Source organism: Cupriavidus oxalaticus (assembly GCF_038900635.1).
GTDB lineage: Bacteria > Pseudomonadota > Gammaproteobacteria > Burkholderiales > Burkholderiaceae > Cupriavidus > Cupriavidus oxalaticus_B.
The window spans coordinates 246,234-271,219 of sequence record NZ_JAYMRX010000007.1; the positions used below are offsets into that span (position 1 = coordinate 246,234).

The 24,986-nt window shown below is 67.0% G+C and carries 17 protein-coding genes; 12 read left to right on the forward strand and 5 right to left on the reverse strand.

All coding sequences use genetic code 11. From position 1 onward, the window contains the following. Positions 1-19: 19 nt before the first annotated feature. Positions 20-697: a response regulator transcription factor gene (locus VSR71_RS14605; RefSeq protein ID WP_342914566.1), complete on the reverse strand. Its 678-nt coding sequence runs from the start codon at positions 695-697 to the stop codon at positions 20-22. Positions 698-894: 197 nt separating this feature from the next. Then, a complete protein-coding gene (locus VSR71_RS14610) occupies positions 895-3,762 on the reverse strand; it encodes a winged helix-turn-helix domain-containing protein (RefSeq protein WP_342914567.1) in 2,868 nt (955 codons plus the stop codon). A 515-nt stretch (positions 3,763-4,277) separates the two neighbouring features. Here VSR71_RS14610 and VSR71_RS14615 point away from each other — a divergent pair. The 10 genes from VSR71_RS14615 (at position 4,278) to VSR71_RS14660 (ending at position 16,796) form a co-directional block, all read left to right on the forward strand. Beyond that, complete coding sequence (locus VSR71_RS14615) at positions 4,278-5,177, forward strand: hypothetical protein (protein WP_342914568.1); 900 nt, start codon at positions 4,278-4,280, stop codon at positions 5,175-5,177. A 310-nt stretch (positions 5,178-5,487) separates the two neighbouring features. Continuing rightward, on the forward strand, positions 5,488-6,162 hold the full coding sequence (locus VSR71_RS14620) for a (2Fe-2S)-binding protein (RefSeq protein ID WP_342914569.1): 675 nt from the start codon (positions 5,488-5,490) through the stop codon (positions 6,160-6,162). Beyond that, positions 6,162-7,145, forward strand: coding sequence for a xanthine dehydrogenase family protein subunit M (locus VSR71_RS14625; RefSeq protein WP_342914570.1), 984 nt, complete (start codon positions 6,162-6,164; stop codon positions 7,143-7,145). Before VSR71_RS14620 ends, VSR71_RS14625 begins: the two co-directional genes overlap by 1 nt. 13 nt (positions 7,146-7,158) lie before the next feature. Beyond that, positions 7,159-9,369, forward strand: a complete 2,211-nt coding sequence (locus VSR71_RS14630) for a xanthine dehydrogenase family protein molybdopterin-binding subunit (protein WP_342914571.1) — start codon at positions 7,159-7,161, stop codon at positions 9,367-9,369. 74 nt (positions 9,370-9,443) lie between these two features. Beyond that, positions 9,444-9,758 carry a hypothetical protein gene (locus tag VSR71_RS14635; RefSeq protein WP_342914572.1) on the forward strand — a complete coding sequence of 105 codons (315 nt, stop codon included), beginning with the start codon at positions 9,444-9,446 and terminating at the stop codon, positions 9,756-9,758. Between the two features lie 192 nt (positions 9,759-9,950). Then, the gene (locus VSR71_RS14640; RefSeq protein WP_342914624.1) at positions 9,951-11,708 is read left to right on the forward strand and encodes an FAD-dependent oxidoreductase; all 1,758 of its coding nucleotides are present in this window, start codon (positions 9,951-9,953) and stop codon (positions 11,706-11,708) included. Positions 11,709-11,914: 206 nt separating this feature from the next. Continuing rightward, the gene (locus tag VSR71_RS14645; protein WP_342914573.1) at positions 11,915-12,910 is read left to right on the forward strand and encodes a tripartite tricarboxylate transporter substrate binding protein; all 996 of its coding nucleotides are present in this window, start codon (positions 11,915-11,917) and stop codon (positions 12,908-12,910) included. Positions 12,911-12,954: 44 nt separating this feature from the next. After that, entirely contained in the window at positions 12,955-13,749 is a 795-nt protein-coding gene (locus VSR71_RS14650; protein WP_342914574.1) for an enoyl-CoA hydratase/isomerase family protein, read from the forward strand. 4 nt (positions 13,750-13,753) lie between these two features. Next, the gene (locus VSR71_RS14655) at positions 13,754-15,856 is read left to right on the forward strand and encodes an acetate--CoA ligase family protein (RefSeq protein ID WP_342914575.1); all 2,103 of its coding nucleotides are present in this window, start codon (positions 13,754-13,756) and stop codon (positions 15,854-15,856) included. Between the two features lie 121 nt (positions 15,857-15,977). Continuing rightward, positions 15,978-16,796 (forward strand): IclR family transcriptional regulator, encoded by an 819-nt coding sequence (locus VSR71_RS14660; RefSeq protein ID WP_342914576.1) that lies wholly within the window; start codon positions 15,978-15,980, stop codon positions 16,794-16,796. 15 nt (positions 16,797-16,811) lie between these two features. On the opposite strand, the gene VSR71_RS14665 is transcribed toward VSR71_RS14660, so the two are convergent. Beyond that, positions 16,812-17,741 (reverse strand): LysR family transcriptional regulator, encoded by a 930-nt coding sequence (locus VSR71_RS14665; RefSeq protein ID WP_342914625.1) that lies wholly within the window; start codon positions 17,739-17,741, stop codon positions 16,812-16,814. A gap of 205 nt (positions 17,742-17,946) precedes the next feature. On the opposite strand from VSR71_RS14665, the gene VSR71_RS14670 reads away from it, so the two are divergent. Both VSR71_RS14670 and VSR71_RS14675 read left to right on the forward strand, forming a co-directional pair. Next, complete coding sequence (locus tag VSR71_RS14670; protein ID WP_342914577.1) at positions 17,947-19,233, forward strand: MFS transporter; 1,287 nt, start codon at positions 17,947-17,949, stop codon at positions 19,231-19,233. Positions 19,234-19,275: 42 nt separating this feature from the next. Then, positions 19,276-20,025, forward strand: coding sequence for a creatininase family protein (locus tag VSR71_RS14675; RefSeq protein WP_342914578.1), 750 nt, complete (start codon positions 19,276-19,278; stop codon positions 20,023-20,025). A gap of 183 nt (positions 20,026-20,208) precedes the next feature. Here the strand turns inward: VSR71_RS14675 and VSR71_RS14680 are convergent, their stop codons facing one another. Both VSR71_RS14680 and VSR71_RS14685 read right to left on the reverse strand, forming a co-directional pair. Beyond that, positions 20,209-20,415, reverse strand: coding sequence for a 4-oxalocrotonate tautomerase family protein (locus VSR71_RS14680; protein WP_342914579.1), 207 nt, complete (start codon positions 20,413-20,415; stop codon positions 20,209-20,211). 96 nt (positions 20,416-20,511) lie between these two features. Continuing rightward, positions 20,512-24,957, reverse strand: a complete 4,446-nt coding sequence (locus tag VSR71_RS14685; RefSeq protein WP_342914580.1) for a response regulator — start codon at positions 24,955-24,957, stop codon at positions 20,512-20,514. Positions 24,958-24,986: the final 29 nt, after the last annotated feature.

The window sequence follows — 24,986 nt, forward strand, 5'->3', positions numbered from 1 at the left end:
GCTTGCCGCTGCAAGCTCATCATGACTCGCGCCGTTGAGGCACGACGGGTATGTCCAGCATATCCGCCATCCTCACCAGGTCCGGCAGGGATCGCGCCTGCATCTTGCACATTACCCGCTGTCGGTGGATCTGCAATGTCACCATACTGATGCCCAGCTCGGATGCTGCCTGCTTGTTCAACAAACCGCTGGTGACAAGTGGCAGCACTTCTCTTTCACGTGGCGTGAGTTGGGCAAAGCGATCCTGGATCTCCTGTCGCGCGCGCCTCAGCACCCTCCGCTGATCGTCGAGCTTCAGGGCGGCTGCTACCGCCTCCAGCAATTGCGCCTCCCTGAACGGCTTGGTTATGAAGTCGACGGCTCCCGCCTTGCATGCCCTGACCGAGCGCGGCACATCGGCAAAGCCCGTCACGAAAATAATGGGCGGATGGCTACCACAGTCGAGTTGGGATTGAAGGTCCAACCCGCTGATATCGGGCAGTTCCACATCGAGGATCAGGCAGGAGCGCAGGTCAGCCCTGGCGTGAGCGAGATAGTCGCCAGCACATGCAAAAGTGGTGACGCAAAAGCCGGCCGACAGCAGCAATTCCGCGATGGCCTCGCGAACTCGGAAATCGTCGTCCACCACATAGATCGAAGTGTTCCCGGTCATTGCCGCCCCCAGATCTTGCGGCAACTGCCGCGTCACAACGCCCACGTCAGATTTCCGTTAAGAAGATCCGATAATCGGATGAGGACTCAGTGGACACGGCAACGGATGCAAGCAGGACAATTTGAGTGATGGTTAGTGCCCTTGAGATCTCCCGAGTCATGATACTGCAGCCGCTCATTTGCCATCAAGCGTCCAGGCAATTCACCTCAGCGTCGACCCGGGCGTATGGCAAACGAGTGCGCTCACCCGAGCCGGTTCAGCATGGCCGATGCCGTACGAAGATCCGCCGTGTCAAATCCTTCCTGGAAGCGTTCATACACGGGCTCGATGATATCGAGCGCTTCCTTGCCGGATCCCGATTGTTCCAGCAGTACGGCGAGGCTCATCGCGCATCGGAGTGACAGGGAAAGGGCACCCTGCTCATCCGCCATGCGCAGGCCCGCGCGCATCAATCGAGCTGCCGCCGCGACGTCGCCGCCGCTGCGCAGACGTTCCCCCTGAATCCTGAACAGTTCGGGCGTGCTCCACGGTACAACGCCAGTCCGACCCCGCTCGAAATCCACCTCGCAGGCCAGCGCGGCGTCGAGCGTGCACAGCGTGTCCCGCAACGAACGCGGCCAGCCGCCCGACACCTCCGCGGTGTCGACCTCACCGCGGCGCCGGCCGAGAACCAGCCGATAGCCCTCCCCGAAATAGCCCCAGAACGTCAGTGAATACTCCCTGGCCCGGCTTTGCAGCAGCCTGGTGTAGCGCTCGGCACGATCGATATCGCCGGTCCAGAACGCAACGGGCCCGCAGCCAACCGAGATGGCGAAGCACAGCGAGAGTGAATGGTTGATGCCCTGGGCGCGTTCAACCGCCCCCTCGGCATGGTCGAGTGCCTGTTCGGGATGCCCTTGTACCCACAGGATCCGCGCCAGCGTCATCAGCGCGGCCACACGCTGGTCGAACTGGAACCCGCTGCGGCGCGCACTGGTGTTGATGCTCAAAGGCTGACTGAGTACACGTTGGGCGTGGAGGCGCGCCTTGGCATGCTGGCCCGTGAAGTGCATGCTCAATGTCATCATCCGGTCGTGAATAATGGCGTCCGCCGGATTGTCGGTGCGGGCCGCGAGCTCGCCGAACTCGTGCGCCCTGCGCACGGTCGCGGCATAATCGCCACGGGAATTGCTGACCAGCCACAATCCCCAAAGCGCATGGAGCTGGTCGGGAATCGAGGCTGCCCGCCGCGCGACTTCGAGGCCTCGTTCGAATGTCGCGATGGCGGCGGGCGCAGCGCCGCGAATGTTCCATAGCGCATGCCCGTGCGCTTCGCGCATGGCGATCTCCCGCGCCGGGTCAAGCGCGCCCGTATCCGGCAGCAGCTCAAGCAGCCGCTCGACCAGATCGAGATATTCGGCCATATGGGAAAGCGCATACCAGAGCGGTGCGGACGCACCCGCGAGCGCGGCGCCCAGCCTGGCATCGCCGGCCGCCGACAGGCTCCAGTGCAGGGCCAGGCGAAAATCCTCAAGCAGATAGGCGTGGCGTGCGAGCCAGTCGCCACGCGCCTGGTGCGGCCGCATGCGCTCGGCCTCATCGGCCAGGCTCACCATATGCATCGCATGACGACGGGACACGGCCGCGGACTCTCCCTGCTCCGCCATCTGCGCCAGGCCATACTCCCGCATCGTTTCCAGGAGCCAATACTGCACGGATTCACCGCTGATATCCGACATGAGCAGCGATTTGCCCACCAGGTTATAGAGATACTCTTCCGTGTCTGCGCTGACCAGCCCCTGTGTCACGGCGCGGGCTGCGTCGGATGTGAATCGGCCGCGGAAGATCGAGAGGCTGCGCAGCAGTCGGCGCTCTTCGTCGGGCAGCAGCGCGTAGCTCCAGTCCAGCGCCGCCCTTAGTGTCTGGTGGCGCGGCAACGCGGTGCGGCGCCCGCGCGTCAACAACGCCAGCCGGTTGCCAAGCTGCGCCGCCAGGCCGCGCAGGCCGAGCCGGTCCACCCCCGCGGCCGCGAGCTCCAGCGCCAGCGGGATGCCGTCGAGCGCCCGGCATATTCTGACCAGCGCCGGGATGTCTGCTTCGCACAGCTCGAAGGAATCCTGGCTTGCGCGCACGCGTTCGACGAACAACTCGGCGGAAGCAAAGCCCAGGGCTTCCTGGATATCGAGCCTGTCGAGCGTGGGAGGTACCGGCAACGCGCCGAGCCGATGCACCCATTCGCCCTGGATGCGCAGCGTCTCCCGGCTCGTCGCCAGCAGATGGACCTCGGGAGCGCCGGTCAACAGGGCCTCCGCGAGTTCGGCGGCAGCCTCAATGACATGCTCGCAGTTGTCGAGAACGATCAGGATGCGGCGGTTCCTGAGGTATGCGAGCAGGCTGCGCAGCGATGCCGACTCCAGCGCGGGGACGCCGAGCGCGGCGGTGACCGTATTCGTCACCAGCGCGGGGTCGTTCAGCGGAGCAAGATTGACGAACACGGTTTGCCGGGCAAACGAATCGGACAGCTGGCGCGCTGCAGCCAGCGCCACCGTGGTCTTGCCCATGCCGGCGGGCCCCGTGACGGTCACGCAGCGCCGCAGGGGCAGCTCGCGGATCAGGTCGGCCACCACCTCGTCACGGCCAATCACGCGTGCGAGCTGAGCCGGCAGCGGCAACGCCAGCGGGAGGTCCGATGTGACGCTGGCCGGCGCAGCCAGCGGACTGGCTGGCGCCGCCGGCACGGCAGGCATGTCCGTCCTGTCCATGGTCGCGCCGGCACCGGGTGCCGATGCGCTCTCATGCGCCGCCTCGGCGAACTGCGAGACCTCCGCGACAAAGCAGTAGCCTTGAGCCGGCACATTCACAATGTACCGCTGGGACTCCCGCCCATCGCCCAGCACCTTGCGCAGCCCGGCCAGATGGACGCGCAGCGCGCCGGGCTCGATCACGACATTCGGCCAGACGCGGGCGATCAACTCTGCATTGGAGACCACCTCGCCGGCGCGCTCGACCAGCGCCACCAGCAGATCGAAGGCCCGGCTGCCCAGCCGCACCGGCACGCCGCTCTCCAGCAGGACACGCTTGCGGGGAAGAAGGCAGAACGGGCCAAAGTTCAGCGTGGCTTCAGATGACATGATCGTTTCTCATCCCGGCCTTTGCAGTCCCGGCTTTACCACCGGACGCCGCATCGGCGTCAGCCTCTGGCATCCAGTGACACCACCACTCGCCAGCGCAACCGGGAATTGACGCCGCCAGAGCATTGCACCCTCGACTCGATTGCTCCGCGTTGCGAGGGTACCGTAGCCGGGGCTTGCTTCGGAATCATAGATTTCTATTACCCCGGCCGGGTTGCACCTGGTATCCGGCCCCTGGCCCGTGGCTCTGAAGCAGGCCATTGTCTGGAACCCTTCCGGTTGCCTGCGCGCGTGCCGGCATCTCCCCTTGTTCAACCGGCGCCGCGGCCGTCCCAATTCCGAAGGCAGCATGGTCGGCACCACACGGATCCAACCAGTTAAGAGTTGTTAAGTCTTCATCCGGCTCTGCGTGGCTCGCGCCTCCTCCCTCCGCAACGTCTTAGCAACGCATAACTCGCAACCGGCCCGCCTGTCGATCCACACTAAAGGTCACAAGCCAAACATAGCGCGTTGCGATGAGCCACTCTGCCCTGCAAGACCTGTTCGCGCCACTGAAACTGGGGGCGCTGAATCTGGCACACCGGATCGTACTGGACAGTCCGCGCGCACTGCCGCATGCCCCCTTGCCTCGGACGGGCGACACCGGCACGCGCACGGCGGCAGGCGGCCTGACCATCTACGCCGTCGCGGACGAGCAGTGCGCGGAGCATCCACATCCTTTCGCGCATGGCCTGGCGAGCGCTGGCGAAGTCAATGGCTGGCTGCACGCAACACACGCCATTCATGAACGGGGCGGCATGGTCATCGCGCGCATCGGGGGATGCCCCGCGCCCGCTGACATCAGGCTCGACGCCGACCAGATCGACCTGGCCCTCGATGCGTACCGTACCGCCGCGGAGAACGCAAACGATGCCGGCTTTGACGGGGTCGAGCTGGCCGCGACGGCCGGCACCCTGCCGGACCGGCTGTGCCGGTCAGCGGCCGCTGCGCAGGCATCCACGGACGTGGCGACAACGGACTGCCCGGTCGCCACCGAGTTCCTGTGCGACGCCCTGCGCGCAATCCTGGCGGCGTGGCCCGCGGACCGTGTGGGCGTCTGCATGACGCTTCCCTCCACTGCCGAAGAGCTGCGCACGCTGCAGCGCCTGCTGTCTCCGCTGCTGACCGGAGAGCTGGCCTGGCTGCACCTGCACTCGGCCGGGTCAGGACATGCCACGTGCTGCAAACCGTTCACATCAGGCGTGCGCCTGCGCCATGCTGCGCCGCTCATCGTCACCGGACGGTGGACGGCGCAGCTTGCCGCCACCGCCGTGCGCAGCGGCAGGATCGATGCCGCCGGCGTACACGGCGACATGGCCATGCCATCCGACGAACTGGTAGCGGCATGGCGGGCGCAGCTCGGCGGTTCGGCATGAAGGATGCCACGGCGCCGGTCTGCCTTCACTTGATAAAAACACAAGCGAACCCGGCGAAATAATCGTTTGTCACCGCGCGCCCCAGCAACAACCATCCATGAGAGGACAGCTCATGACCGCAATTGCAAGCCGCTGCACTCTCTTCCCAGCCCTACTTTCGCCGTTCAGGACCGCCAGTGCTCGCGCTGTGCGGTCAAGCCAGATGACAAAGCTGTAATGCAGGTGTTCCGATTGGCAAGGCAGCCAGCCCAAAGTTCGGCGGCGCTGCCGTGCCCGCATTTCCCCACGCTCGGACTTGGAGACAGAGAAAATGGAAGACCCCACCCAAGCACCCTTGGCAGACTCCGGCATCACGCCTGATGGCGCCATAGCCACGGTCACGCGCCGTCGCTTCCTGCAGGCAGTCGGCGCCTCCGGCGCGGGCATCGCGAGCGTCGCCCTGGCACCCAATGCATCGGGGCAGTCCGCGCCCCTGCCGCCCCAACCGCCCGCGCAAACCGGTGCCCCAGGCCATCCCGTCACGCTCAAGGTCAATGGCACCACGCACCGGCTGACGGTGGCTGCCAATGCCGTCCTGCTCGATACGCTGCGCGACCAGCTGCATCTGACCGGGACGAAGAAAGGCTGCGACCACGGCCAGTGCGGCGCATGCACGCTGATCGTGAACGGCGTCACGGTCAACTCGTGCCTGTCGGTGACGGTCATGCACGACGGCGACGACATCACGACGATCGAGGGGCTGTCGCGCGACGGCAAGCTGCACCCGGTGCAACAGGCGTTCTGGGATCACGACGCCTACCAGTGCGGCTACTGTACCGCCGGCCAGATGATGGGCGCCGTGGGCATCCTGCAGGACAAGCGGATCCCGCCCGACGACGCCTCGGTGCGCGAGGCGATGAGCGGCAATATCTGCCGCTGTGGTGCCTACAAGAACATCGTCGCGGCCATCCAGGACGCGCGCGGCAAGACCCGGAGGAACGTCTGATGCGAAACTTCGACTATGCGCGCGCCGCCGATGTCGAGCAGGCGATCACGCTGCATGCGCGCGACGGCGACACGGTCTACCTGGCCGGCGGCACCACGCTGCTGGACCTGATGAAGCTCGACATCATGCGGCCCGCCCACGTGGTGGACATCCACAAGCTCAAGCTCGACAAGATCGAGCCGCTCGGCGACGGCAGGGTGCGCATCGGTGCGATGGTCAGCAACACCGACCTGGCCCGGCACGACCATATCCGCAAGCAGTACCCGGTGCTGTCCCAGGCGCTGTTGTCCGGAGCGAGCACGCAACTGCGCAACAAGGCCACGACCGCCGGCAACGTGATGCAGCGGGTGCGGTGCGGCTACTTCCGCGACGGGGTTTCTGCCTGCAACAAGCGCAATCCGGGCTCGGGCTGCGCCGCCATCGAAGGCCTGAACCGCAATGTGCACGCGGTGCTGGGGGGCAGTCCGAACTGCATTGCCGCGCACCCGTCCGACATGTGCGTGGCCATGGCCGCCATCGGTGCGACGATCCATGTGCAGGGGCCGAAAGGCAGACGCGATATCCCGTTCACGGATTTCCACCTGCTGCCCGGCGACACGCCGTGGAAGGAACACGCGCTGGAAGCCGGCGAGATGATTACGCATATCACGCTCGACGCACCGCTGCCAGGCAGCCGCTCGGCCTACCTGAAGCTGCGCGACCGGACCTCGTACCAGTTCGCGCTGGCTTCGAGCGCCGTGGTGGTCGTGCTCGACGGGAAAACCGTGCGCGATATCCGCGTGGCGCTCGGAGGCGTCGCGACCAAGCCGTGGCGCGCCGCCAATGCGGAGGCCGTGATGCGTGGCAAGCCGGTCTCCGAGGCGCTGATCCGGGAGGCCGCCGCGACGGCCATGGCCGGCGCGCAGTCGTACGGACAGAACGGCTTCAAGCTCATGCTCGGCCAGCAGGCCGTCATGCGAAACCTGTCGCTTCTCACCGCCTGAAGGGAGTTATCGCATGAACAGCACTGCTATCGGCGCATCGCCGCGCCGCATCGATGGCCGGCTCAAGGTGACCGGCACCGCCCTGTATACGGCCGACCGCTCGATGCCCGGGATGCTGTACGCCTATGGGGTCTACAGCACCGTGGCGAGCGGCCGCGTCACCGGCATCGACATGGCCGACGCGCGCCGCGTGCCCGGTGTGGTCGACATCCTGCACAACGGCAATTTCCCAACGCTCTACCGCATCCCGAAGAGCCCGATCTCGGGTGCGACGATCCTGACCGCGTCGATCACCGACGAGCACCGTCTGCCGTTCGAGGACAACACCATCCACTACGGCGGCCAGATGGTGGCGCTGGTCGTTGCCGACACCTACGAGCATGCGCGCGACGCCGCCTTCCGCGTCAAGGTGGCGTACGCGCGCAGCAAGCCGGTCACGGATCTCGAGCACGGCATCAAGGCTAACGGCCTGCGCGATGGCGGCAGGGGGCATGCGCGCGGCACGCCAGCACCGGCCTTCGACCAGTCGGCGGTCAAGGTCGACGCCACCTACCGCACACCGGTCGAGACCCATAACCCGATGGAAATGCATGCCACGCTGGCATGGTGGCAAGGGGGCGACCTGCATCTCTACGAAGCGACGCAGGGCGCCACCGTTCATCGCAATACCATCGCGCAGATCTTCGGGCTTACCCCCGAGCGCGTCACTGTCGATTGCCCGTTCATCGGCTCGGGCTTCGGCTCCAAGCTGTTCCTGTGGCCGCATTCGGTCGCGGCCAGCGCGGCGGCGCAAATGATGCGGCGGCCGGTAAAGCTGGTGGTGCCGCGCGCCTACATGTTCACCACCACCGGACAGCGGCCAGAAACGCGCCAGCGGGTGCGGCTGTCGGCAAGTGCCGATGGCCGCATCACGTCGATCCGGCACGAATCGGTCAACACCACCTCGTTCATCGAGCAGTACGTCGAGAATTGTGGCGGGATGACGCAGAGCCTCTATTCGTGCCCGAACCTCATGGTGAGCCACCACACCACCAATGTGCATCGTGGCGCGCCAACTTCGATGCGGGCGCCGGGCGCGGCGCCCGGCTTGTTCGCGCTGGAATCGGCCATCGACGAACTGGCGCTGGCCTGCCGCATGGATCCGGTGCGGTTCAGGCTTGCCAACCTGTCCACACGCGACGAAAGCCTCAACCTGCCATGGTCGAGCAACCATCTGCGCGAGGCCATCGAGCAGGGCAGCCGCAAGATCGGCTGGGACCGGCGCGATCCGCGGCCCGGCTCGATGAAGGTCGGCAGCGAGATCGCCGGATACGGCGTGGCGGTGTGCAACTGGGACGCCTGGCGTACGCCGGCGGAGGCGCGCGTGCTGTTGCGCAGCGATGGCACCGCGGCCGTGACCTGCGCGGTCCAGGACATCGGCACGGGGATGTACACGATCGTCGCGCAGACGGTCAGCGAACTGACCGGCTTGCCCTTTGAAAGAATCGACGTCAAGCTCGGCGATTCGTCCTTTCCGTCGGCACCGGTTGCCGGCGGCTCATGGGCCACGGCCAGCGTGCTGCCTGCGGTGGCAGAAGCCACGCGCAATGCGATCGGCCAGTTGCGCACGTACGCCACGCAGGAAGGCGCCGCCTTCGCGGGCGCCAGGCCCGAAACGCTGAAGATGCAGAATGGCCGCCTGACCGACGGCAAGCGCGCCGTCGACTACGCCTCGGTCCTCAATGCCCAGCGCTTTGCCAGCGCGGAGGGCTTTGCGCGCACCGGCGGCACACCGACCGACAAGCTGTCCTTCATGTCCTTCGGCGCCCACTTCGTCGAGGTGCGCTGGGATCCCGGCATTTCACGGTTGCGCGTGGCCAGGGTCGTGAGCGCGATCGATGTGGGGCGGGTGATCAACCCGGTCACTGCGCGCAACCAGGTGGAAGGGGCGATCGTGATGGGCATCGGCATGGCCTTGTTCGAGGCCACCGAATATGACGAACGCGACGGCATGCCGGGCAACAACAATTTTGCCGAGTATGCGGTGCCGGTGCACGCGGACCAGCCCGAGATCGATGTCATCCTGCTCAATCACCCCGATCTCGAATTCAATGAATTCGGCGCCCGCGGTATCGGTGAGATCGGCATTACCGGCTTTGCCGCGGCCGTCGCAAATGCTGTGTACCACGCCACCGGCAAGCGGATCCGGGAGCTTCCCATGACGAAGGAGAAACTGATGGCGTGAGCCGGTCTGGTGTGGCAGCCATGGCGCGCCACGTGTTGCATCTGGGCAAATTGACTATTTTGCAGGAGAACAAGATGAAAGCGATTCTTATCGCGGTTGCGGCGCTCGGGACCTCGATTGTCCTGCCCGGGTACGCGCAGAAGCCTGTAGACCCGTACACGCAAGGCGCCAAAGGCAAGCCGGATCCCTTTGCGGATGGCGCGAAGTCCGGGAAATTCGATGCCTATACGGATGGTGCCAGGATCTCGACACGGTCGGACCTGGTTCCCGTAGACAGAAAGCCTGATCCGTTCACCGATGGCGCGAAGACGGGCAAGCCGGACCCGTTCACCGATGGCGCGAGGACGGGCAAGCCGGACCCGTTCACCGACGGCGCCAGGAGCAAGTAGGCACCCGGAAGCCGCCTGCGCTTGTCGAAAGGCACAAGGCGGCGCCCCGCTGGTTGGGGCGGCGCGCGTCACACCTCGCGTATTCGGGGCCACGGCCTGGATCTGGTGACTCTCGGTGTGGCGACTACCGGTGTGGCGACCAGGGCGGCGACCATCGCAGCGCAAGGCTGCGCAACCGAAAGAGGATCGGCAATGAACGACAGACCGGAGCATCCCCCCGAAACGCCGTCACAGGAACTCGCAGCGGACACTGACCGCCATGGCGAGGGCCCCGATGCCGAAGATCCGGTGGTACGCGGCCATCCTCGTTACGAACAGATGTTTCCGGTTCTCACCGATGCCGAGGTCGAAAGGGTGCGTCGCTTCGGCAAATTGTGTCACTACACGGCGGGCGACCTGCTTTATCGTGCGGGCAGCGTCTGCCCCGGTGTCTTTGTCATGCTCTCTGGCAAGGTTCGGATTGTCATCCGCGACCGCGGGAATCAGGACGATGTCATCCACACCTATTCGCAACGCGGAGAGTTCACTTCCGATATCACCCAGCTTTCCAGCAAGCCTGCCATTGTCGATGCGCACGTCCTGGAAGATGTCAAGGCGCTGCTGTTGCGCCCCGATGAACTCGGAGCGCTGGTGATCAAGGAAGCCGATATCGGCGAGAAGATCATGCGCGCGCTGATACTGCGGCGCGTCGTGGCGGTGGAGCGTGGCCGGGGAGCGGTCGTGGTTGGGGCGCCCGGCAATCCGCGCTTGCTGGAACTGCAGAATTTCCTGCGCCGCAATGCCTACCCGAACATTGCGCTCGACGCGGAGCAGGACGCCGAGGCCATTGCGTTCCTGGAGCGCCTGACGCCGCAACCCGACGACTTGCCGCTTGTCGTCTGTCCAAGCGGCGCCGTGCTGCGCAACCCCGATGTGGGGCAACTGGCGTCCTGCCTCGGCCTGCTGCCTGAATTCGATCCCAGCCATGTCTATGATGTGGCCATCATCGGCGCCGGCCCGGCGGGGCTTGCGGCGGCTGTCTACGCGGCCTCGGAAGGGTTGTCCGTCGCCGTGTTCGACTGCCGTGCGCCCGGCGGGCAGGCCGGGACCAGCGCGCGTATCGAGAACTACCTGGGCTTTCCCACCGGCATCAGCGGGCAGGACCTGGCCGGGCGCGCGTTTGTCCAGGCCCAGAAGTTCGGCGTCCATATCGCCATCCCGTGCGAGGTCAAGGCCCTGCACTGCGACAAGTATCCGCGCGTGATAGCGCTTGCCGATGGGCAGCGCATTCCCGCCCGCACCGTGGTCATTGCGACCGGTGCGGAGTACCGGCGGCCTGCCCTGGATGGACTCGCGCATTTCGAGGGGTCCGGTGTCTATTACTGGGCGACGCCGGTCGAGGCGAGGCTATGCCGCAAGGAGCCGGTGGTGCTGATCGGCGGCGGCAACTCGGCGGGACAGGCGGCGGTATTCCTCGCATCGCACGCCGAGCATGTGCACATGCTGATCCGCGGTGCGAGTCTCGAACAAACCATGTCGCGCTACCTGGTGGAGCGGGTTTGCTCGCTGCCCAACCTGACCCTTCATACCAGGATGGAGCTCCATGCGCTCGAGGGCAAGGTGCAGCTCGAACGCGTGCACTACCGCGGCGCCGGTGGCATGGAAGGCAGCATGACCACACATCACCTTTTTGTCTTCATTGGCGCCGAGCCGAACAATAGCTGGCTCATGTCCTGCGGTGTCTCGCTGGATGACAAGGGATTCGTGCTGACCGGATCCGATATCGCCGACCCTCTGCTGAATGCGCTGCCGCTGCAGACCAGCGTCGAAGGCGTCTTTGCGATCGGCGACGTGCGCTCGGGATCGACCAAACGCGTGGCGGCCGCGGTGGGCGAAGGGGCAGCGGTGGTGGCGCAGATTCATCGCCTGCTGGCTGACAAGCGGCAAGCCAGTTGCCGCGTGGGAGCCTGAAGGGGCAGGCCGATTCGCCTTGTCCTGCGGGCATCCGCCACAGGGCGAGCCTGGCGGAGCCAAGGCCCGGCGCCCCGAGAAATTCCATGCAGTGGAATTGTGGGGATGTCGATCGCGCTTGCCGGGCCTAAGCTGTCTCCAACAGATCAGCGCACCCGGAGCGGACCGCTACACCGGCCGCGGGCGCTTCCTCCAGGAGACAAAGCATGCATCCGAGATACCCCCGATTCCTCCGCCGGCTTGCCACGGTAGCCCTTCCGTTGCTGGTAGCCGCCGCCGCGCCAGGGCCCGCGCTGGCCGCCTTCCCCGACAAGCCGATCCGCATGGTGGTGCCATTCGCACCCGGCGGCGGCACCGACCTGCTGGCGCGCGCGATGGGCGTCACCATGAGCTCGGATCTGGGCCAGCCCGTCATCGTCGACAACAAGCCCGGCGGCGGAACCATCATCGGAACCGATCTCGTGGCCAAGAGCGCGCCAGACGGCTACACGCTGGTGGTGGCGACCATGGCCCATGCGGTCAACCCGAGCCTGCACAAGAAGCTGCCGTTCGACACCGACAAGGCTTTCGCGCCGGTGATGCTGGTGGGGCGTTCGCCCAACGTGCTGGTGGTCAGGCCGGACAGCCCGATCAAGACCGTGCAGGACCTGATCGCCGCCGCCAGGGCCAGGCCCGGCAAGCTGAACTATGCGTCGCAGGGCCCGGGCACCTCGGCGCACCTTGCTGGCGAGTTGTTCAAGGCGATGGCCAGGGTCGATATCAACCACGTTCCATACCGTGGCGCCGGCCCGGCCATTACTGACCTGCTTGGCGGGCAAGTCGACGTGATGTTCGCCACCGCGGCCGCGGTCGCGCCGCACCTGGAAAGCGGCAAGCTGCGTGCCGTGGCCGTCACGACCGCGCAGCGCTCGCCGGCGCCGGCGCTGAGCAAGGTGCCGACCATCGCGGAAGCCGGCGTGCCCAATTACGTGGCGGATAGCTGGTACGGCCTGTTCGTGCCGGCCGGCACGCCGCCGGCGGTGATCACGCGGCTGAACGCGGCGGCGAAGAAGGCGGTGCATAGCGACGCGTTCCGCAAGCGTGCCGAGCTGGAAGGGCTTGTCATCGGTGGCGGGTCTCCGGAAGAGTTTGGCCGCTACGTCAGGACCGAAAGCCAGCGCTGGAGCAAGGTGATCAGCGAAGCCGGCATCACGGCCGACTGAGCGCGGCGTGCCAACCGATCGGATACAGGAAACCGGACAGGACCATGGACAACTATTCACTTATCGAACTGAAGATCGAGTCGGGCATCGCGCTGCTCGCATTCAACCGCCCGGACAAGCGCAATGCCATGAGCGACGACATGCGCACGGAATTCATCGATGCGCTCGAGCGCATCGCGGCGGACAAGGCGATCCGAGCACTGGTGCTTACCGGCAACGGCAAGGGCTTCTGCGCTGGCGGTGACGTGGCCGGCATGCAGCGCCGCATGGAGGCGCCGCAAGGTGAAGTCGGCTTCAACGGGTGGAGCCGCCAGCAGCGGGTGCACCACACCGTCAGGTTGCTGCACACCATGCCGAAGCCGACCATCGCGGCGGTCAATGGCGCCGCGGCCGGGCTGGGCGCCGATACCGCGCTGTGCTGCGATTTCGTGCTCGCGTCGGAATCGGCCTCGTTCAGCTGGTCGTACATCCACCGCGGCCTGATCCCGGATGGCGGCGGCATGTATTTCCTGCCACGGCGCGTGGGCCTGTCGGCCGCGAAGGAGCTGGTTTTCACGGGCCGCAAGGTCGAGGCCCGGGAAGCCAGGGCACTGGGCATCGCCGACCGCCTGAGTACAGCGGAAGCGCTGATCGGCGACGCACTGTCCTGGGCGGCGGAACTGAGCCAGGGCTCGGCCACCGCGATCGCGCTGGGCAAGAGCATCATGAACCAGTCGTTTGAACTGCCCGCCGACCAGGTATTCGCGCAGGGCAGCCAGGCCCAGGGCATCTGCTACACCAGCAGCGAGCATCGCGAGTCCGTGCTGGCCTTCCTGAACAAGACTGCCAGCAAGGAGTGACACCATGCACGCCATCGAACGACTAGTCACGCCGCGCAGCGTTGCCGTGATCGGCGCTTCCGCCGATCCCGCCAAGACCGCCGGCCGTCCGGTTTCCTACCTGCGCAAGCATGGGTTCAGCGGCGCGATCTATCCGGTCAATCCCAAGGTCGAATCGATCGACGGGCTGCGCTGCTATCCGGACATCGCCTCGCTGCCGGAAGTGCCGGACGTGGGGATCGTCCTCCTCGGTGCCGAGCGCGCCCATCTGGCGGTGCGCGAGCTCGCGGCGCGCGGCGCGGGCGCGGCCATCGTGCTGGCGAGCGGCTACACCGAGACCGGGGCCGAGGGCGCGCGGCGCCAGGCTGAACTGGTCGAGGCCGCCGGCAGCATGCGCCTGCTCGGACCCAATACCATCGGCCTGGTCAACCTGACCGACAATATTCCGCTGTCGGCGAGCGGCGCGCTGGAGATGGACCGGTTCCACGCCGGCAGCATCGGCGTGGTGTCGCAAAGCGGCGGCATCCTCGGCGCCTTGCTGTCGCGCGCCGCGGCGCGCGGCATTGGCCTGAGCAAGCTGGTTTCGACGAGCAATGAAGTCGACCTGGATCTGGCCGACTTTATCGATTACCTGGCCGATGACGAAGCCACGCGCGTGATCGCGCTGTATGTCGAGAGCGTGCGCCATCCGCAAGCGTTCCGCCGTGCCGCGCTGAAGGCGGCGCGCGCCGGCAAGCCGGTGGTGGCGTTCAAGATCGGCCGCTCCGAGAGCGGGGCGCGTGCCGCGGTATCGCATACAGGCGCGCTGGCCGGCGCGGATCGCATGTACGACGCGTTGTTCGAGCAGGTCGGCGTTATCCGCGCGCAGACCTTCTCCGACCTGCTCGACATGCCCGCGGCACTGTCCAGCGGGCGCAGGCTGCGCGGCAAGCGCATTGCCATCCTGACTTCGACCGGCGGCGCCGGCACGCTGGTGTCCGACAGCCTCGGCATGGCCGGCTTCGAGACGCCGGCGCCGGACGAGGACACCGCGGCGCAGCTGCGCGCGCTGCAGAAGGGCGACCACGCCGCGCTCGACCGCAATCCGATCGACGTGACCCTGGCCGGGCTCCAGCCGGACCTGCTGCGCGCCGCGATCCGGATCCTGCTCGACAGCCCTTCCTATGACGCGGTGTCGGTCATCGTGGGCTCGTCCGGGCTGGCCATGCCGGACCTGATGGCCAATGCCATCCGCGACTGCCTGCCGCACAGCGACAAGCCGTTGCTCGCGTACGTCAGCCCGCACGCGCCGGAAGTCGCATCGCTGCTGAACCGCCGCGGCGTGCCGGCGTTCTCCGATCCGGAAGCATGCACGGCTGCGTTCGGCGCGATGCTGCGCGCGGGCAAGTCCGTCACGGACCTTGAAGCGGGGACTGGCGCGCTGCCCATGCCCGATCTCGGCGCCTGCGGCACAGGTTCGCTTGATGAAGCCGCGGCGAAGGCCCTGTTCGCCGGCTTTGGCGTGCCGGTCGCGAAGGAGGTGGTTGTCATGCATGGCGACGAGGCGCTCGCGGCCGCGCAATCGTTCCATGGCAATGTCGTGCTGAAGGTGCTGTCGTCCGAAATCACGCACAAGAGCGATGTCGGCGGCGTGGCGGTCGATGTCCCGCCGTCCGACGTGGCAGCCAGGCTGCAACAGATGGCCGCGGAGGTGCAGTCCGCCACGGGTATCGAGCCCCGGCGCTACCTGGTGCAGCAGATGGTCAGGGGCGGCGTCGAGGTCATTCTCGGCATGCACCGGGATGCGCTCGGTACCGCGATCCTGCTTGGCATGGGCGGCGTTACTGCCGAACTGTTCAGCGATACCACGCTGCGGATGCTGCCCCCCGGCCAGGGGCTGACACGCGAGGCCGCGCTGGAGATGGTCCGGCGCCTGAAGACCGCGCCGCTGCTGCACGGCTATCGCGGCCGGCCCAGGGCGGATGTGGAGGCGCTGGCCGGTGCCATCGTCGCGTTCTCGCGCATGGTCGCCACGCTTGGCGACAGGCTGGTCGAGGCGGAAATCAATCCGGTCTTTGTCTTGCCGGAAGGGCAGGGCGTGGTGGCTGCCGACGGTGTGGCGGTACTGGCCGATCGCGACAACCGTTAGCCGGCAATGGATGTTGCGCTGGTGGCTTCCGTCGAAGGCCGCGGCATCGGATAGCATTGCCGGCAGCAGTACGCCGGCATGCTTGTGCGCCTGGCGCTCCGATCAGCAGCGAGCCTGTTCCATGCCAGACACCATCCTCAGCAGCGGGCGGGTCAAGCCCGGCCAGGGCAAGGCGACGCCCAACCGCTCGCTCGAACGCGGCATTGCCGTGCTGCGCGCGTTCCGCGCGGGCTCGTCAATGCTTGGCAACAGCGAGATTGCCGAGCGCACGGGCCTGTCCCGCTCGACTGTCAGCCGCCTGACGCAGTCGTTGATCGAGACCGGCATGCTCGAGTACATCCCGCAGTTCCGGGCCTATCGGCTCGGTGTGCCGGTGCTCAGCATGGCTCATGCGATGCGCGACAGCTCGCAGGTGCTCAAGGTCGCCACGCCGCTGATGACCGAGGTCGCCATGCGGCACAGGATCAATGTCGGACTCGCGGTCGCCGACGGCGACGAGATGGTCTATCTGGAGTCGTTTCGCTACAACCGGCGACAGTCGCTGCGAACTGTGGTGAGCGGGCAGCGCATCCCGATGGCATTGACCTCGCTCGGGCGCGCCTGCCTTGCCACGCTTGCACCCGATGCCTTCGGCGCGATGATGACGGTCATGTCCGACAAGCACCGGGGCCGGGGCTGGCCTGAGTTGCGCCGTGAAATCGAGGCCGCGGTCCGGTCTGTGCGGGAGAAGGGTTACTGTGTCGCGTCCTGGCAGCCCCAGGTCGTTGCCATGGCGACGCCCATGCGCTTTGGCGGCTATGGCGTCCACGTATTGAACGTGAGCGTATCGACGCAGCAAGGCGCCGGGGCCGTCGAAGCCGCGCTGGCCGGACCCCTGATGGAGCTTGCGGCGGCGATCCAGACGCGGATGCTGCGGCTGGAGAGTGAGCGATCCGGCTAGGAGTGAGCGATCCGGCTAATCCTCGCCGGGCGCGGCCTTGGCAAACATCGACATGTGCCGCGTGATATGGCTCAGCAGTTCGAGCGCCGCCGCCGGCAACGGCCGGCCGGCCTTCACCATCAGCCTTGCCTGGGTGCCCATGAACAGGGGGTGATCGATCGGCACGACGGCGAGCGTGCCTGCCGCGATCTCGCGATAAGCGGCAAATTCACCGATCAGCGTCATGAAATTGTTGTAGCCGACGAACTGCTTCAGGGCCGTCAGCGAATTGCTCACAAGCGTGGCCCGGATCGAGATGTTCTCGGCAAACTCGACCATGCTCAGCGCATGCCCGACGCCGAATGATGGCGGCATGATCGCGAGCGGATAGGCCTGCAAATCCTGGAGGCTGGCCGCGCCGCCGCGCACGGCGAGCGGATGGTCGGGGCGGACCAGCAGGACCACCGGCTGCGCCGCGCTCGCGCGGTACTCGATGCGCGGATGGGGTGGCGGATTGTACGCCAGCCCGATATGTGCACGGCTTTCCGCGACTTCCTGCAGCACGCCGTCCACCGCCAGGATGTCCATGCGGATATCGAGCCGGGGATACCGGGCGCAGAACTGTGCAAGGACCTCGTTGACCAGGAGGTCGACATAGCCTTCGCTTAGCACCAGCCGGACCTCGCCTTGCTGCAAGCCCTTCAGTGAATGCAGCTGGTCTTCGAGCTTCTCCTGGTGCGAACGATAGCCCCGCCAGAACTCGAGCAGGTGCGCGGCTGCCGCAGTCGGCTTGAGGCCGCGCGGCTCGCGCTCGAACAGCGTCGCGCCGAGCTCTTCCTCGAGCAGCCTGATCTGCCTGGTGATCACGGATGGCGAGGTATTTAGGCCTTCCGCGGCCCCACGGATGGTGCCGTGAGCCACGACCTCCCGGAAGTATCGCAATCGCTGCTGGTTGATCTCTCGCATTTCCAAAGGCTCCGCTTCGCTTCTGACCGCTGACGATACAGGAACCCGGATGCCCTGGTGCGGCACCTGCTGCACTCCGCGGAAAGCGCGTTGCCCAGAAGGGAACGAACCGTGGACTTAGTTGCTCTTTGCCGCCAACTTCCTGGCTGCCAGACTTCAGGCCACAAAACGTGCAAGCGACACGCAACCAAAGGAGACAGGCAGCATGCTGGCAATTCCCACCTCGAGCGCCGTTGACAACACTTCCGCGCTGTATAGCAAGATCAACTGGCGCCTGCTGCCATTCTTGCTGGTCTGTTACCTGTTCGCCTATCTGGACCGGGTCAATGTGGGCTTTGCCAAGCTGCAGATGCAAAGCGACCTGGGCTTCTCCGACGCCGCATACGGCGTGGGCGCGGGGATTTTCTTCATTGGCTATGTGCTGTTCGAGTTGCCCAGCAACCTGATGCTGCCGCGAGTCGGCGCGCGCAAGACGTTCAGCCGCATCCTCGTGCTGTGGGGGATTACCTCCGCCTGCATGCTGTTCGTGCGCAACGTGCCGATGTTCTACGCCATGCGCTTCCTCCTTGGCGTCTTCGAAGCGGGATTCGCCCCGGGCATGATCTACTACCTGTCGTGCTGGTACGGTCCGCAACGCATGGCCCGCGCCATCGCGATCGTATTCCTGGCGGGGCCGATCGGCGGCATCGTCGGGGGCCCGGTGTCGGCGTGGCTGATGACCGCGCTCGCCGGCCAGGGCGGCCTCGCGGGCTGGCAGTGGATGTTCCTGGTCGAGGGCCTGCCCTGCATCCTGCTCGGCGTGATGGCATTGCGGCTGGTGCCGGACCGGCCCGCCCAGGCCAGCTGGCTGAGCGAACAGGAACGGCGCCTGCTCGAAGCTGAAGTGAGCCCCGCGGCGGCACACAAGCATTCCTTCAAGGCCGTGGCGAAGGACGTGCGCGTCTATGTGCTGGCCCTCGCCTACTTCTGCATCATCGCGACCATCTACGCCATCAGCTTCTGGCTGCCGAGCCTCATCAAGGCGCAGGGCGTGAACGATACGGTGCAGCTTGGCTGGTACTCGGCCATCCCCTACCTGGCCGCCGCCTTTGGCATGGTCTACATGGGCCGCAGGTCTGACCGGCTGGGGGAGCGGCGCTTCCACTGCGCGGTGCCTGCGCTGGGCGCGGCGGTGCTGCTGGCGGCGTCGTTTGCGACGGATGGAAACCTGCTTGTGTCGCTGGTCCTGCTGACCTTCGCCACGATGGGACTGTGGATGGCCTACACGGTGTTCTGGGCCATGCCCGCCGAATACATCAAGGGTCCGGCTGCGGCGGGCGGCATCGCGCTGATCAACACCATTGGCCTGTCGGGCGGTTTCTGGGGGCCTGCTGTCATCGGCTGGACCAAGAGCGCGACCGGCAGCCTCGGTCATGGGGTGCTGCTGATGGCTTCGCTGCCGTTGCTCGCCGCCGTGATCGTCCTTGCCAACAAGCTGCCAGCGAAGCGCTGAGCCGGTGCCGGATGGCATGAATCAAGCTAAAAAGGAGTAGCAATGCGCTTGCATCTTTCAACCTGGGCTGAAATCGAGCAATACCTCGCGCGCAGCCGTACCATCGTGGTCCCGATCGGCTCGAACGAGCAGCACGGACCGACCGGGCTGCTGGGCACTGACTGGCTGTGCCCGGAAATCATCGCCAATGAAGCGGAGAAGGGCGCCGATATCCTGGTGGCACCGACGTTCAATATCGGCATGGCGCAGCATCACCTCGCCTTCCCGGGGACCATTTCGCTGCGCCCCTCGACCTTTATCGCCGCGATCGGCGACTGGGTCCGCTCGCTGGCGGGGCATGGCTTCGAGAAGATCCTGTTCCTGAACGGCCATGGCGGCAACGTGGCATCGATCGACGCGGCGTTCTCCGAACTCTACGCCGAAGCAAGCTTCGCCAGGCGCCGCGCGGGATTCGCGCTGAAGCTGTGCAACTGGTGGGACCTGGAAGGCGTCGGCGAGCTGGCACGCAATCAGTTCCCGACCGGCCACGGCTCGCACGCCACGCCTTCCGAGATTGCGATCACGCAGTGGGCCTTTCCCGACGCCATGAAGTTTGCCGACTATGCGCCGAAGATTGCACCGTCGGGCCCGATCCGCGAAGCGCTGGACTTCCGCGCGCGATATCCGGATGGCCGTATCGGCTCCGATCCGGGACTGGCGACGCCGGAAAAGGGTGCCGAACTGGTCAGGCTGGCCGCGCACAGCCTGGTGCGCGAGCTGGAAGCGTTCGGCCGCGAGCCCATGCCCGCCTGATCCGCTGGCGGCAGGCGGCAGGCGGCAGGCGGTCGAGCGCCGGCCTTGTGCGTGCTGGAAGTCAGCAAGCGCAAGGCCGGCCTCGGCTGTCTGCCAATAGCGCAGTGGCTTTACTTCATTGTTTTGCCTTGCGGTCCGTCGAACGCTCGGCGGCGCGGGCTCAGTCAGCCTTATCGCTACCCGTCAGGGTTTCGCTTCACGCTTCCTGCGGGCCGTGACGGACTCGCCACCAATGCCCCAGTTGTCAGTGGAAAGCTCTTCAATGACAACAACGGTTGTCGCCGGATTCTTCCCGAGCACGTCCCTGAGCAAATTGGTCACGCCTGCTACCAGCTCTGCCTTCTTCTCAGCCGTGGCCTGATCGGTGATCTTGATGTTGACGTAGGGCATGGGGTCCTCCTGACCTTGCTTGACGCACGAATGAGTATGTAGGCCGCACAGCAGCGGAGCAAGCACCTTACCTGGTGCAGGGGGCGCCGCGCACCTTCAAGCTGTCGATGACGGTCGACTTCCGAGCGCCGTGGCGCCCTCCGCGCCCTCCGCGCCCTCCGCGCCCTCCGCGCCCTCAGCAGCGCCTTCGGTGCCGGCGCCCTGCAGCAGGTCCAGCAGCGCCTGCGGCGCATACGGTTTGCGCAGCACCGCCGCGTCGCCCAGCACCTGGTGCTGGGCCGGCGTCAGCGCCAGCGGATAGCCGGTGGCAAACACCACCCGCAGCCGCGGCTGGCGCTGGCGTGCGGCCAGTGCCAGATCCACGCCCGAGCCGCCGGTGCCGCCGTGCAGCGTGACATCGGTCAGCAGCAGGTCGAAGGTGCCGGCGGCAAGCAGTGCCAGCGCCTCGATGTCGCTCTGCGCCTCGGTCACCTCGGCGCCGCAGGCGCGCAGCAGTTCTGCCGTGCTGGCGCGCACCAGCGCGTCGTCGTCGACGCACAGCACGCGTGTGCCCGCATCCGTCGGCGCGGGGCCGGCAGCCGCCACTGCCTCTGCTCCCGCTGCTCCCGCGGCACGCTGTTCCCGGTTGGCCAGCACATGGCGGACCTTGCGCGCCAGCGCTTCATGCGTATAAGGCTTGCTGAGCAGTTCGACGCCGGGATCCAGCCTGCCGCCATGAACGATGATGCTGTCGGTGTAGCCCGAGGTGAACAGCACCCCGATGCCCGGCAGCCGCTCGCGCACCTTGTCGGCCAGTTCGGTGCTGCGCAGCGGCCCCGGCATCACCACGTCGCTGAACAGCAGGTCGATGTGAGTGCCGCGCTCGACAATGGCCAGCGCAGCCTGCGCATCGCGCGCGCGCAGCACGTGGTAGCCCAGGCTGGCAAGCATCTCGACCACCGTGGCGCGCACGTCCTCGTCGTCCTCGACTACCAGCACCGTTTCGCCACCGCCGCGCACGCGGTCCCTATCGGGCTCGGTGTCGGGATCCTCGGCCATGTGCACGCGCGGCAGGTAGAGCTTTACCGTGGTGCCGCGGCCGGGCTTGCTCACGATCTTCACGTGGCCGTCCGACTGGCGGATAAAGCCATACACCATGCTCAGGCCAAGGCCCGTGCCCTGGCCTTCGGGCTTGGTGGTGAAGAACGGCTCGAACACATGTTCCTGCACCTCGGGCGTCATGCCGGCGCCGGTGTCGGTGACCGCCAGCAGCACATACTGCGCCGCCGGCCGCGGCGCGCGTCCGGGCGGCGGCTCTTCCAGCGCCTCGTCGAGCCACGTGTTGCGTGCCTCGATGGTCAGGCGCCCCTGGCCGTGCATGGCGTCGCGCGCGTTGATCGCGAGGTTCAGCAGCGCGTTCTCGACCTGGAACGGGTCGACCAGCGTATTCCACAGGCCGTCGGCCACCACGGTATCGGTCTCGATGCCGTCGCCCAGCGCGCGCCGCAGCATGTCGTCCAGCGTGCGCGCCAGCCGGCCCAGGTTGACCACGCGCGGGGCCAGCGGCTGGCGCCGACCGAATGCCAGCAGCTGCGACGACAGCTTGGCGCCGCGGGCCACGCCGGCCAGCGCATTGCGCAGCCGCGGCGCGGCGTCGGTGTTGCCGGACAGGTCGCGCGCCAGCAGCTGCAGGTTGCCGCCGATCACCTGCAGCAGGTTGTTGAAGTCATGGGCGACGCCGCCGGTAAGCTTGCCGATGGCTTCCATCTTCTGCGCCGTGCGCAGGGCCTCGTCGGCATGGCGCAGCGCCGCCTGGACTTCGAGGTCGCCGGTCACGTCGCGGCCGACGCCGTGGAGATGGCCGTTGGCCGGGTCCACCGTCAGGGTCCAGGCCAGCCAGCGCAACGCGCCGTCAGCGCGCGGCTGGCGGCATTCGAAGCGCACCGGCGTGCCGTCGTGGCGCAGTGCCGCCAGCTGCGCGGTCACCAGCACCAGATCATCGGGATAGATGAACGACAGGTATGGCCGGCCCAGCGCCTCGTGCGGGGCATGGCCAAGCGTGCGGGTCCACGCCGGGCTGACGCGCTGCAGGCTGCCGTCGAAGGCGGCCACGATCAGCAGGTCTTCGCTCAGTTCCCACAGCCGGTCGTGGTCGGTCACAGCCTGCGCGATGCGGCGCTCGAGCGAGGCATTGAGGTCCTGCAGGCGGCGCTCGGTGGCGCGCCGCAGCTCTGACAGGCGCAGGTTGCTGGCCACGCGGGCCAGCAGTTCGCGGGCCGAGAAGGGCTTGACCAGGTAATCGTCGGCGCCCGAGCCCAGGCCGCTGACGCGCGCTTCCTCGCCGGCGCGCGCCGACAGCAGCAGCACCGGCGTGTCGCGCAGCGCCGGGTCCGCGCGCACGGCCTGCACCAGGCCGAAGCCGTCGAGCCTGGGCATCATCACGTCCGACACGATCAGCGCGGGCAACTGGCGGCGCGCCACCTCGAGCGCGGCGTCGCCGTCGGGCGCGACTTCGACGCGATGGCCCGCGGCGGCCAGCAGCCGGCGCATGTAGTCGCGCAGGTCGTCGTTGTCGTCTACCACCAGCACGGTGGCGGGGGCCGCTTCGCCGTCCGGCGCAGGCGCATGCCGGTCGTGCCGGTCATGGGGGTCGTATTGCGCGTCCTCCGCCGCCATGGCCATCGCCGGTGCCTCGGCATGCGGCCAGCGCAGGGTCGCATCCACGTAGGCGCGCGCCTGTGCGCTGCTGGCGGCGGGCGCCGGCACCGGATCCGCCGGCTCGTCCCTGGCGGCTGCCACCGGCAGCGTGACGGTGAAGCAGGTGCCCTGGCCCTGCATGCTGTCGACTTCGACGGTACCGCCATGCAGGCGCACCAGTTCCTGCACCAGCGCCAGGCCGATACCGCTGCCTTCGATCGAGCGGCCCTGCGCGCCTTCGACGCGATGGAAACGCTCGAAGATGCGCGGCAGCTCGCCGGCGGGGATGCCGATACCGGTATCGCGCACGCGCAGCACCGCATTGTCCCCCTGAGCCGCGACGCTGACGGTGATGCTGCCGGCAAACGTGAACTTGAACGCGTTGGAGACCAGGTTCAGCACGATGGTCTCCCACATGTCGCGGTCCACCGCCACGGGCTGCGGCAGCGGTTCGCATTCGACGCGCAGCGCCATGCCGGCGCTCTCGACACAGGCACGGAACAGCGAGGCGAGGTCCGCGGTAAAGGCTGCGAGGTCGGTGGGGTGGCGTTGCATGCTGATGCGGCCGGCCTCGATGCGCGAGAAGTCGAGCAGCGCATTGACCAGCTTGAGCAGGCGCATGCCGCTGCGGTGGGTCATCTCCAGCAGCGAGCGTTGTTCGGCGTCGGCGTTGTCGTCACCAGCGCCGGCGCGCCGCAGCAGTTCTTCAAGCGGCCCCAGCATCAGCGTCAGCGGGGTGCGGAACTCATGGCTGATGTTGGAAAAGAAGGTGGTCTTGGCGCGGTCGATCTCGGCCAGCGCCTCGGCACGCTTGCGCGCTTCCTCGTAGGCCTGCGCCGAATGCATCGCCGCGCCGATCTGGCCGGCCACCAGGTTCAGGAAGCTGCGGTAGCGCTCGCCGAACAACCGGTACGGATTCAGCCCCACCACCAGCACGCCGCGATGCGAGGCGCTGCCCGACGGCACCACCGGGATCACCGCGGCCGCATCCGCAGGCACGCCCCATGCGCCGGCCGGCAGCGGCGCGGCAAAGCGCGTTGCCAGCTGCTCGACCAGCGCCGGCTGTTGCTGCTGCAGGACCCCGGCCACCGGCCATGGCGCAGCGTCTTCCAGCGAGATCGTGGCCGGCGCGGCGGGATGGGCAGGTTCGATGCCGCTGGCGACCACGCGCTGCAGCTCGGCGGCGCCGGGCTCGGCAATGTAGAGCAGCGCGAAGACGATGTCGCGCGGGTCCGACGCCAGCGCGCCCATGGTGCGCTCGCACGCCTCGCGCCACGAGCGCGCGTCGGTGGCCGCCGCGGCCACGTCGCGCAGCACGTTCAGTTGCCGCTCGGCCAGTACGCGTTCGGTATCGTCGCTGTTGGCGCAGATGATGCCGCCGGTGCTGCCGTGGTCATTCGGCACCGGGCTGTACGAAAAGGTGTAGTAGGTCTCTTCCGGATACCCGTTGCGCTCCATGATCAGCAGCTTCTGCTCGACGAAACTGCCCTCGGCGCGGGTCATCGCGGTGTCGAGCAGGGGGCTGATTTCCGGCCAGAGCTCACGCCAGACCACCGCGGTCGGCTGGCCCAGCGCGCCGGGGTGCTTGCCCCCGATGATGGATTTGTAGGCGTCGTTGTAGAAGTAATGCAACGCCTCGCCCCAACCGATCCAGATCGGCTGGCGCGAGGTCAGCATGATGCGTATTGCGGTCTTCAGGCTGTGCGGCCACGCCTGCGGCGGCCCCAGCGGGGTGGCGGCCCAGTCGTGCGCGCGGATCAGCGCGCCCATCTCGCCGCCCCCGGCCAGAAAGCCAGGCATGTCTGCGGGGGCACTGCCGCTGGCCGCATCGGGCTCTTGCGGCACGGTGCCGTCGGGTCTGCTCATGGTCGTCTCCCGAGCCGCGCCGGCGATGC

Coding starts and splice junctions, on each gene's coding strand:
- VSR71_RS14680 (WP_342914579.1), bottom strand. CDS start 20,415: ATGCCCTACGTCAACATCAAGATCACCGATCAGGCCACGGCTGAGAAG.
- VSR71_RS14665 (WP_342914625.1), bottom strand. CDS start 17,741: ATGCGAGAGATCAACCAGCAGCGATTGCGATACTTCCGGGAGGTCGTG.
- VSR71_RS14620 (WP_342914569.1), top strand. CDS start 5,488: ATGGAAGACCCCACCCAAGCACCCTTGGCAGACTCCGGCATCACGCCT.
- VSR71_RS14640 (WP_342914624.1), top strand. CDS start 9,951: ATGAACGACAGACCGGAGCATCCCCCCGAAACGCCGTCACAGGAACTC.
- VSR71_RS14660 (WP_342914576.1), top strand. CDS start 15,978: ATGCCAGACACCATCCTCAGCAGCGGGCGGGTCAAGCCCGGCCAGGGC.
- VSR71_RS14670 (WP_342914577.1), top strand. CDS start 17,947: ATGCTGGCAATTCCCACCTCGAGCGCCGTTGACAACACTTCCGCGCTG.
- VSR71_RS14610 (WP_342914567.1), bottom strand. CDS start 3,762: ATGTCATCTGAAGCCACGCTGAACTTTGGCCCGTTCTGCCTTCTTCCC.
- VSR71_RS14645 (WP_342914573.1), top strand. CDS start 11,915: ATGCATCCGAGATACCCCCGATTCCTCCGCCGGCTTGCCACGGTAGCC.
- VSR71_RS14655 (WP_342914575.1), top strand. CDS start 13,754: ATGCACGCCATCGAACGACTAGTCACGCCGCGCAGCGTTGCCGTGATC.
- VSR71_RS14625 (WP_342914570.1), top strand. CDS start 6,162: ATGCGAAACTTCGACTATGCGCGCGCCGCCGATGTCGAGCAGGCGATC.
- VSR71_RS14615 (WP_342914568.1), top strand. CDS start 4,278: ATGAGCCACTCTGCCCTGCAAGACCTGTTCGCGCCACTGAAACTGGGG.
- VSR71_RS14635 (WP_342914572.1), top strand. CDS start 9,444: ATGAAAGCGATTCTTATCGCGGTTGCGGCGCTCGGGACCTCGATTGTC.
- VSR71_RS14685 (WP_342914580.1), bottom strand. CDS start 24,957: ATGAGCAGACCCGACGGCACCGTGCCGCAAGAGCCCGATGCGGCCAGC.
- VSR71_RS14630 (WP_342914571.1), top strand. CDS start 7,159: ATGAACAGCACTGCTATCGGCGCATCGCCGCGCCGCATCGATGGCCGG.
- VSR71_RS14650 (WP_342914574.1), top strand. CDS start 12,955: ATGGACAACTATTCACTTATCGAACTGAAGATCGAGTCGGGCATCGCG.
- VSR71_RS14675 (WP_342914578.1), top strand. CDS start 19,276: ATGCGCTTGCATCTTTCAACCTGGGCTGAAATCGAGCAATACCTCGCG.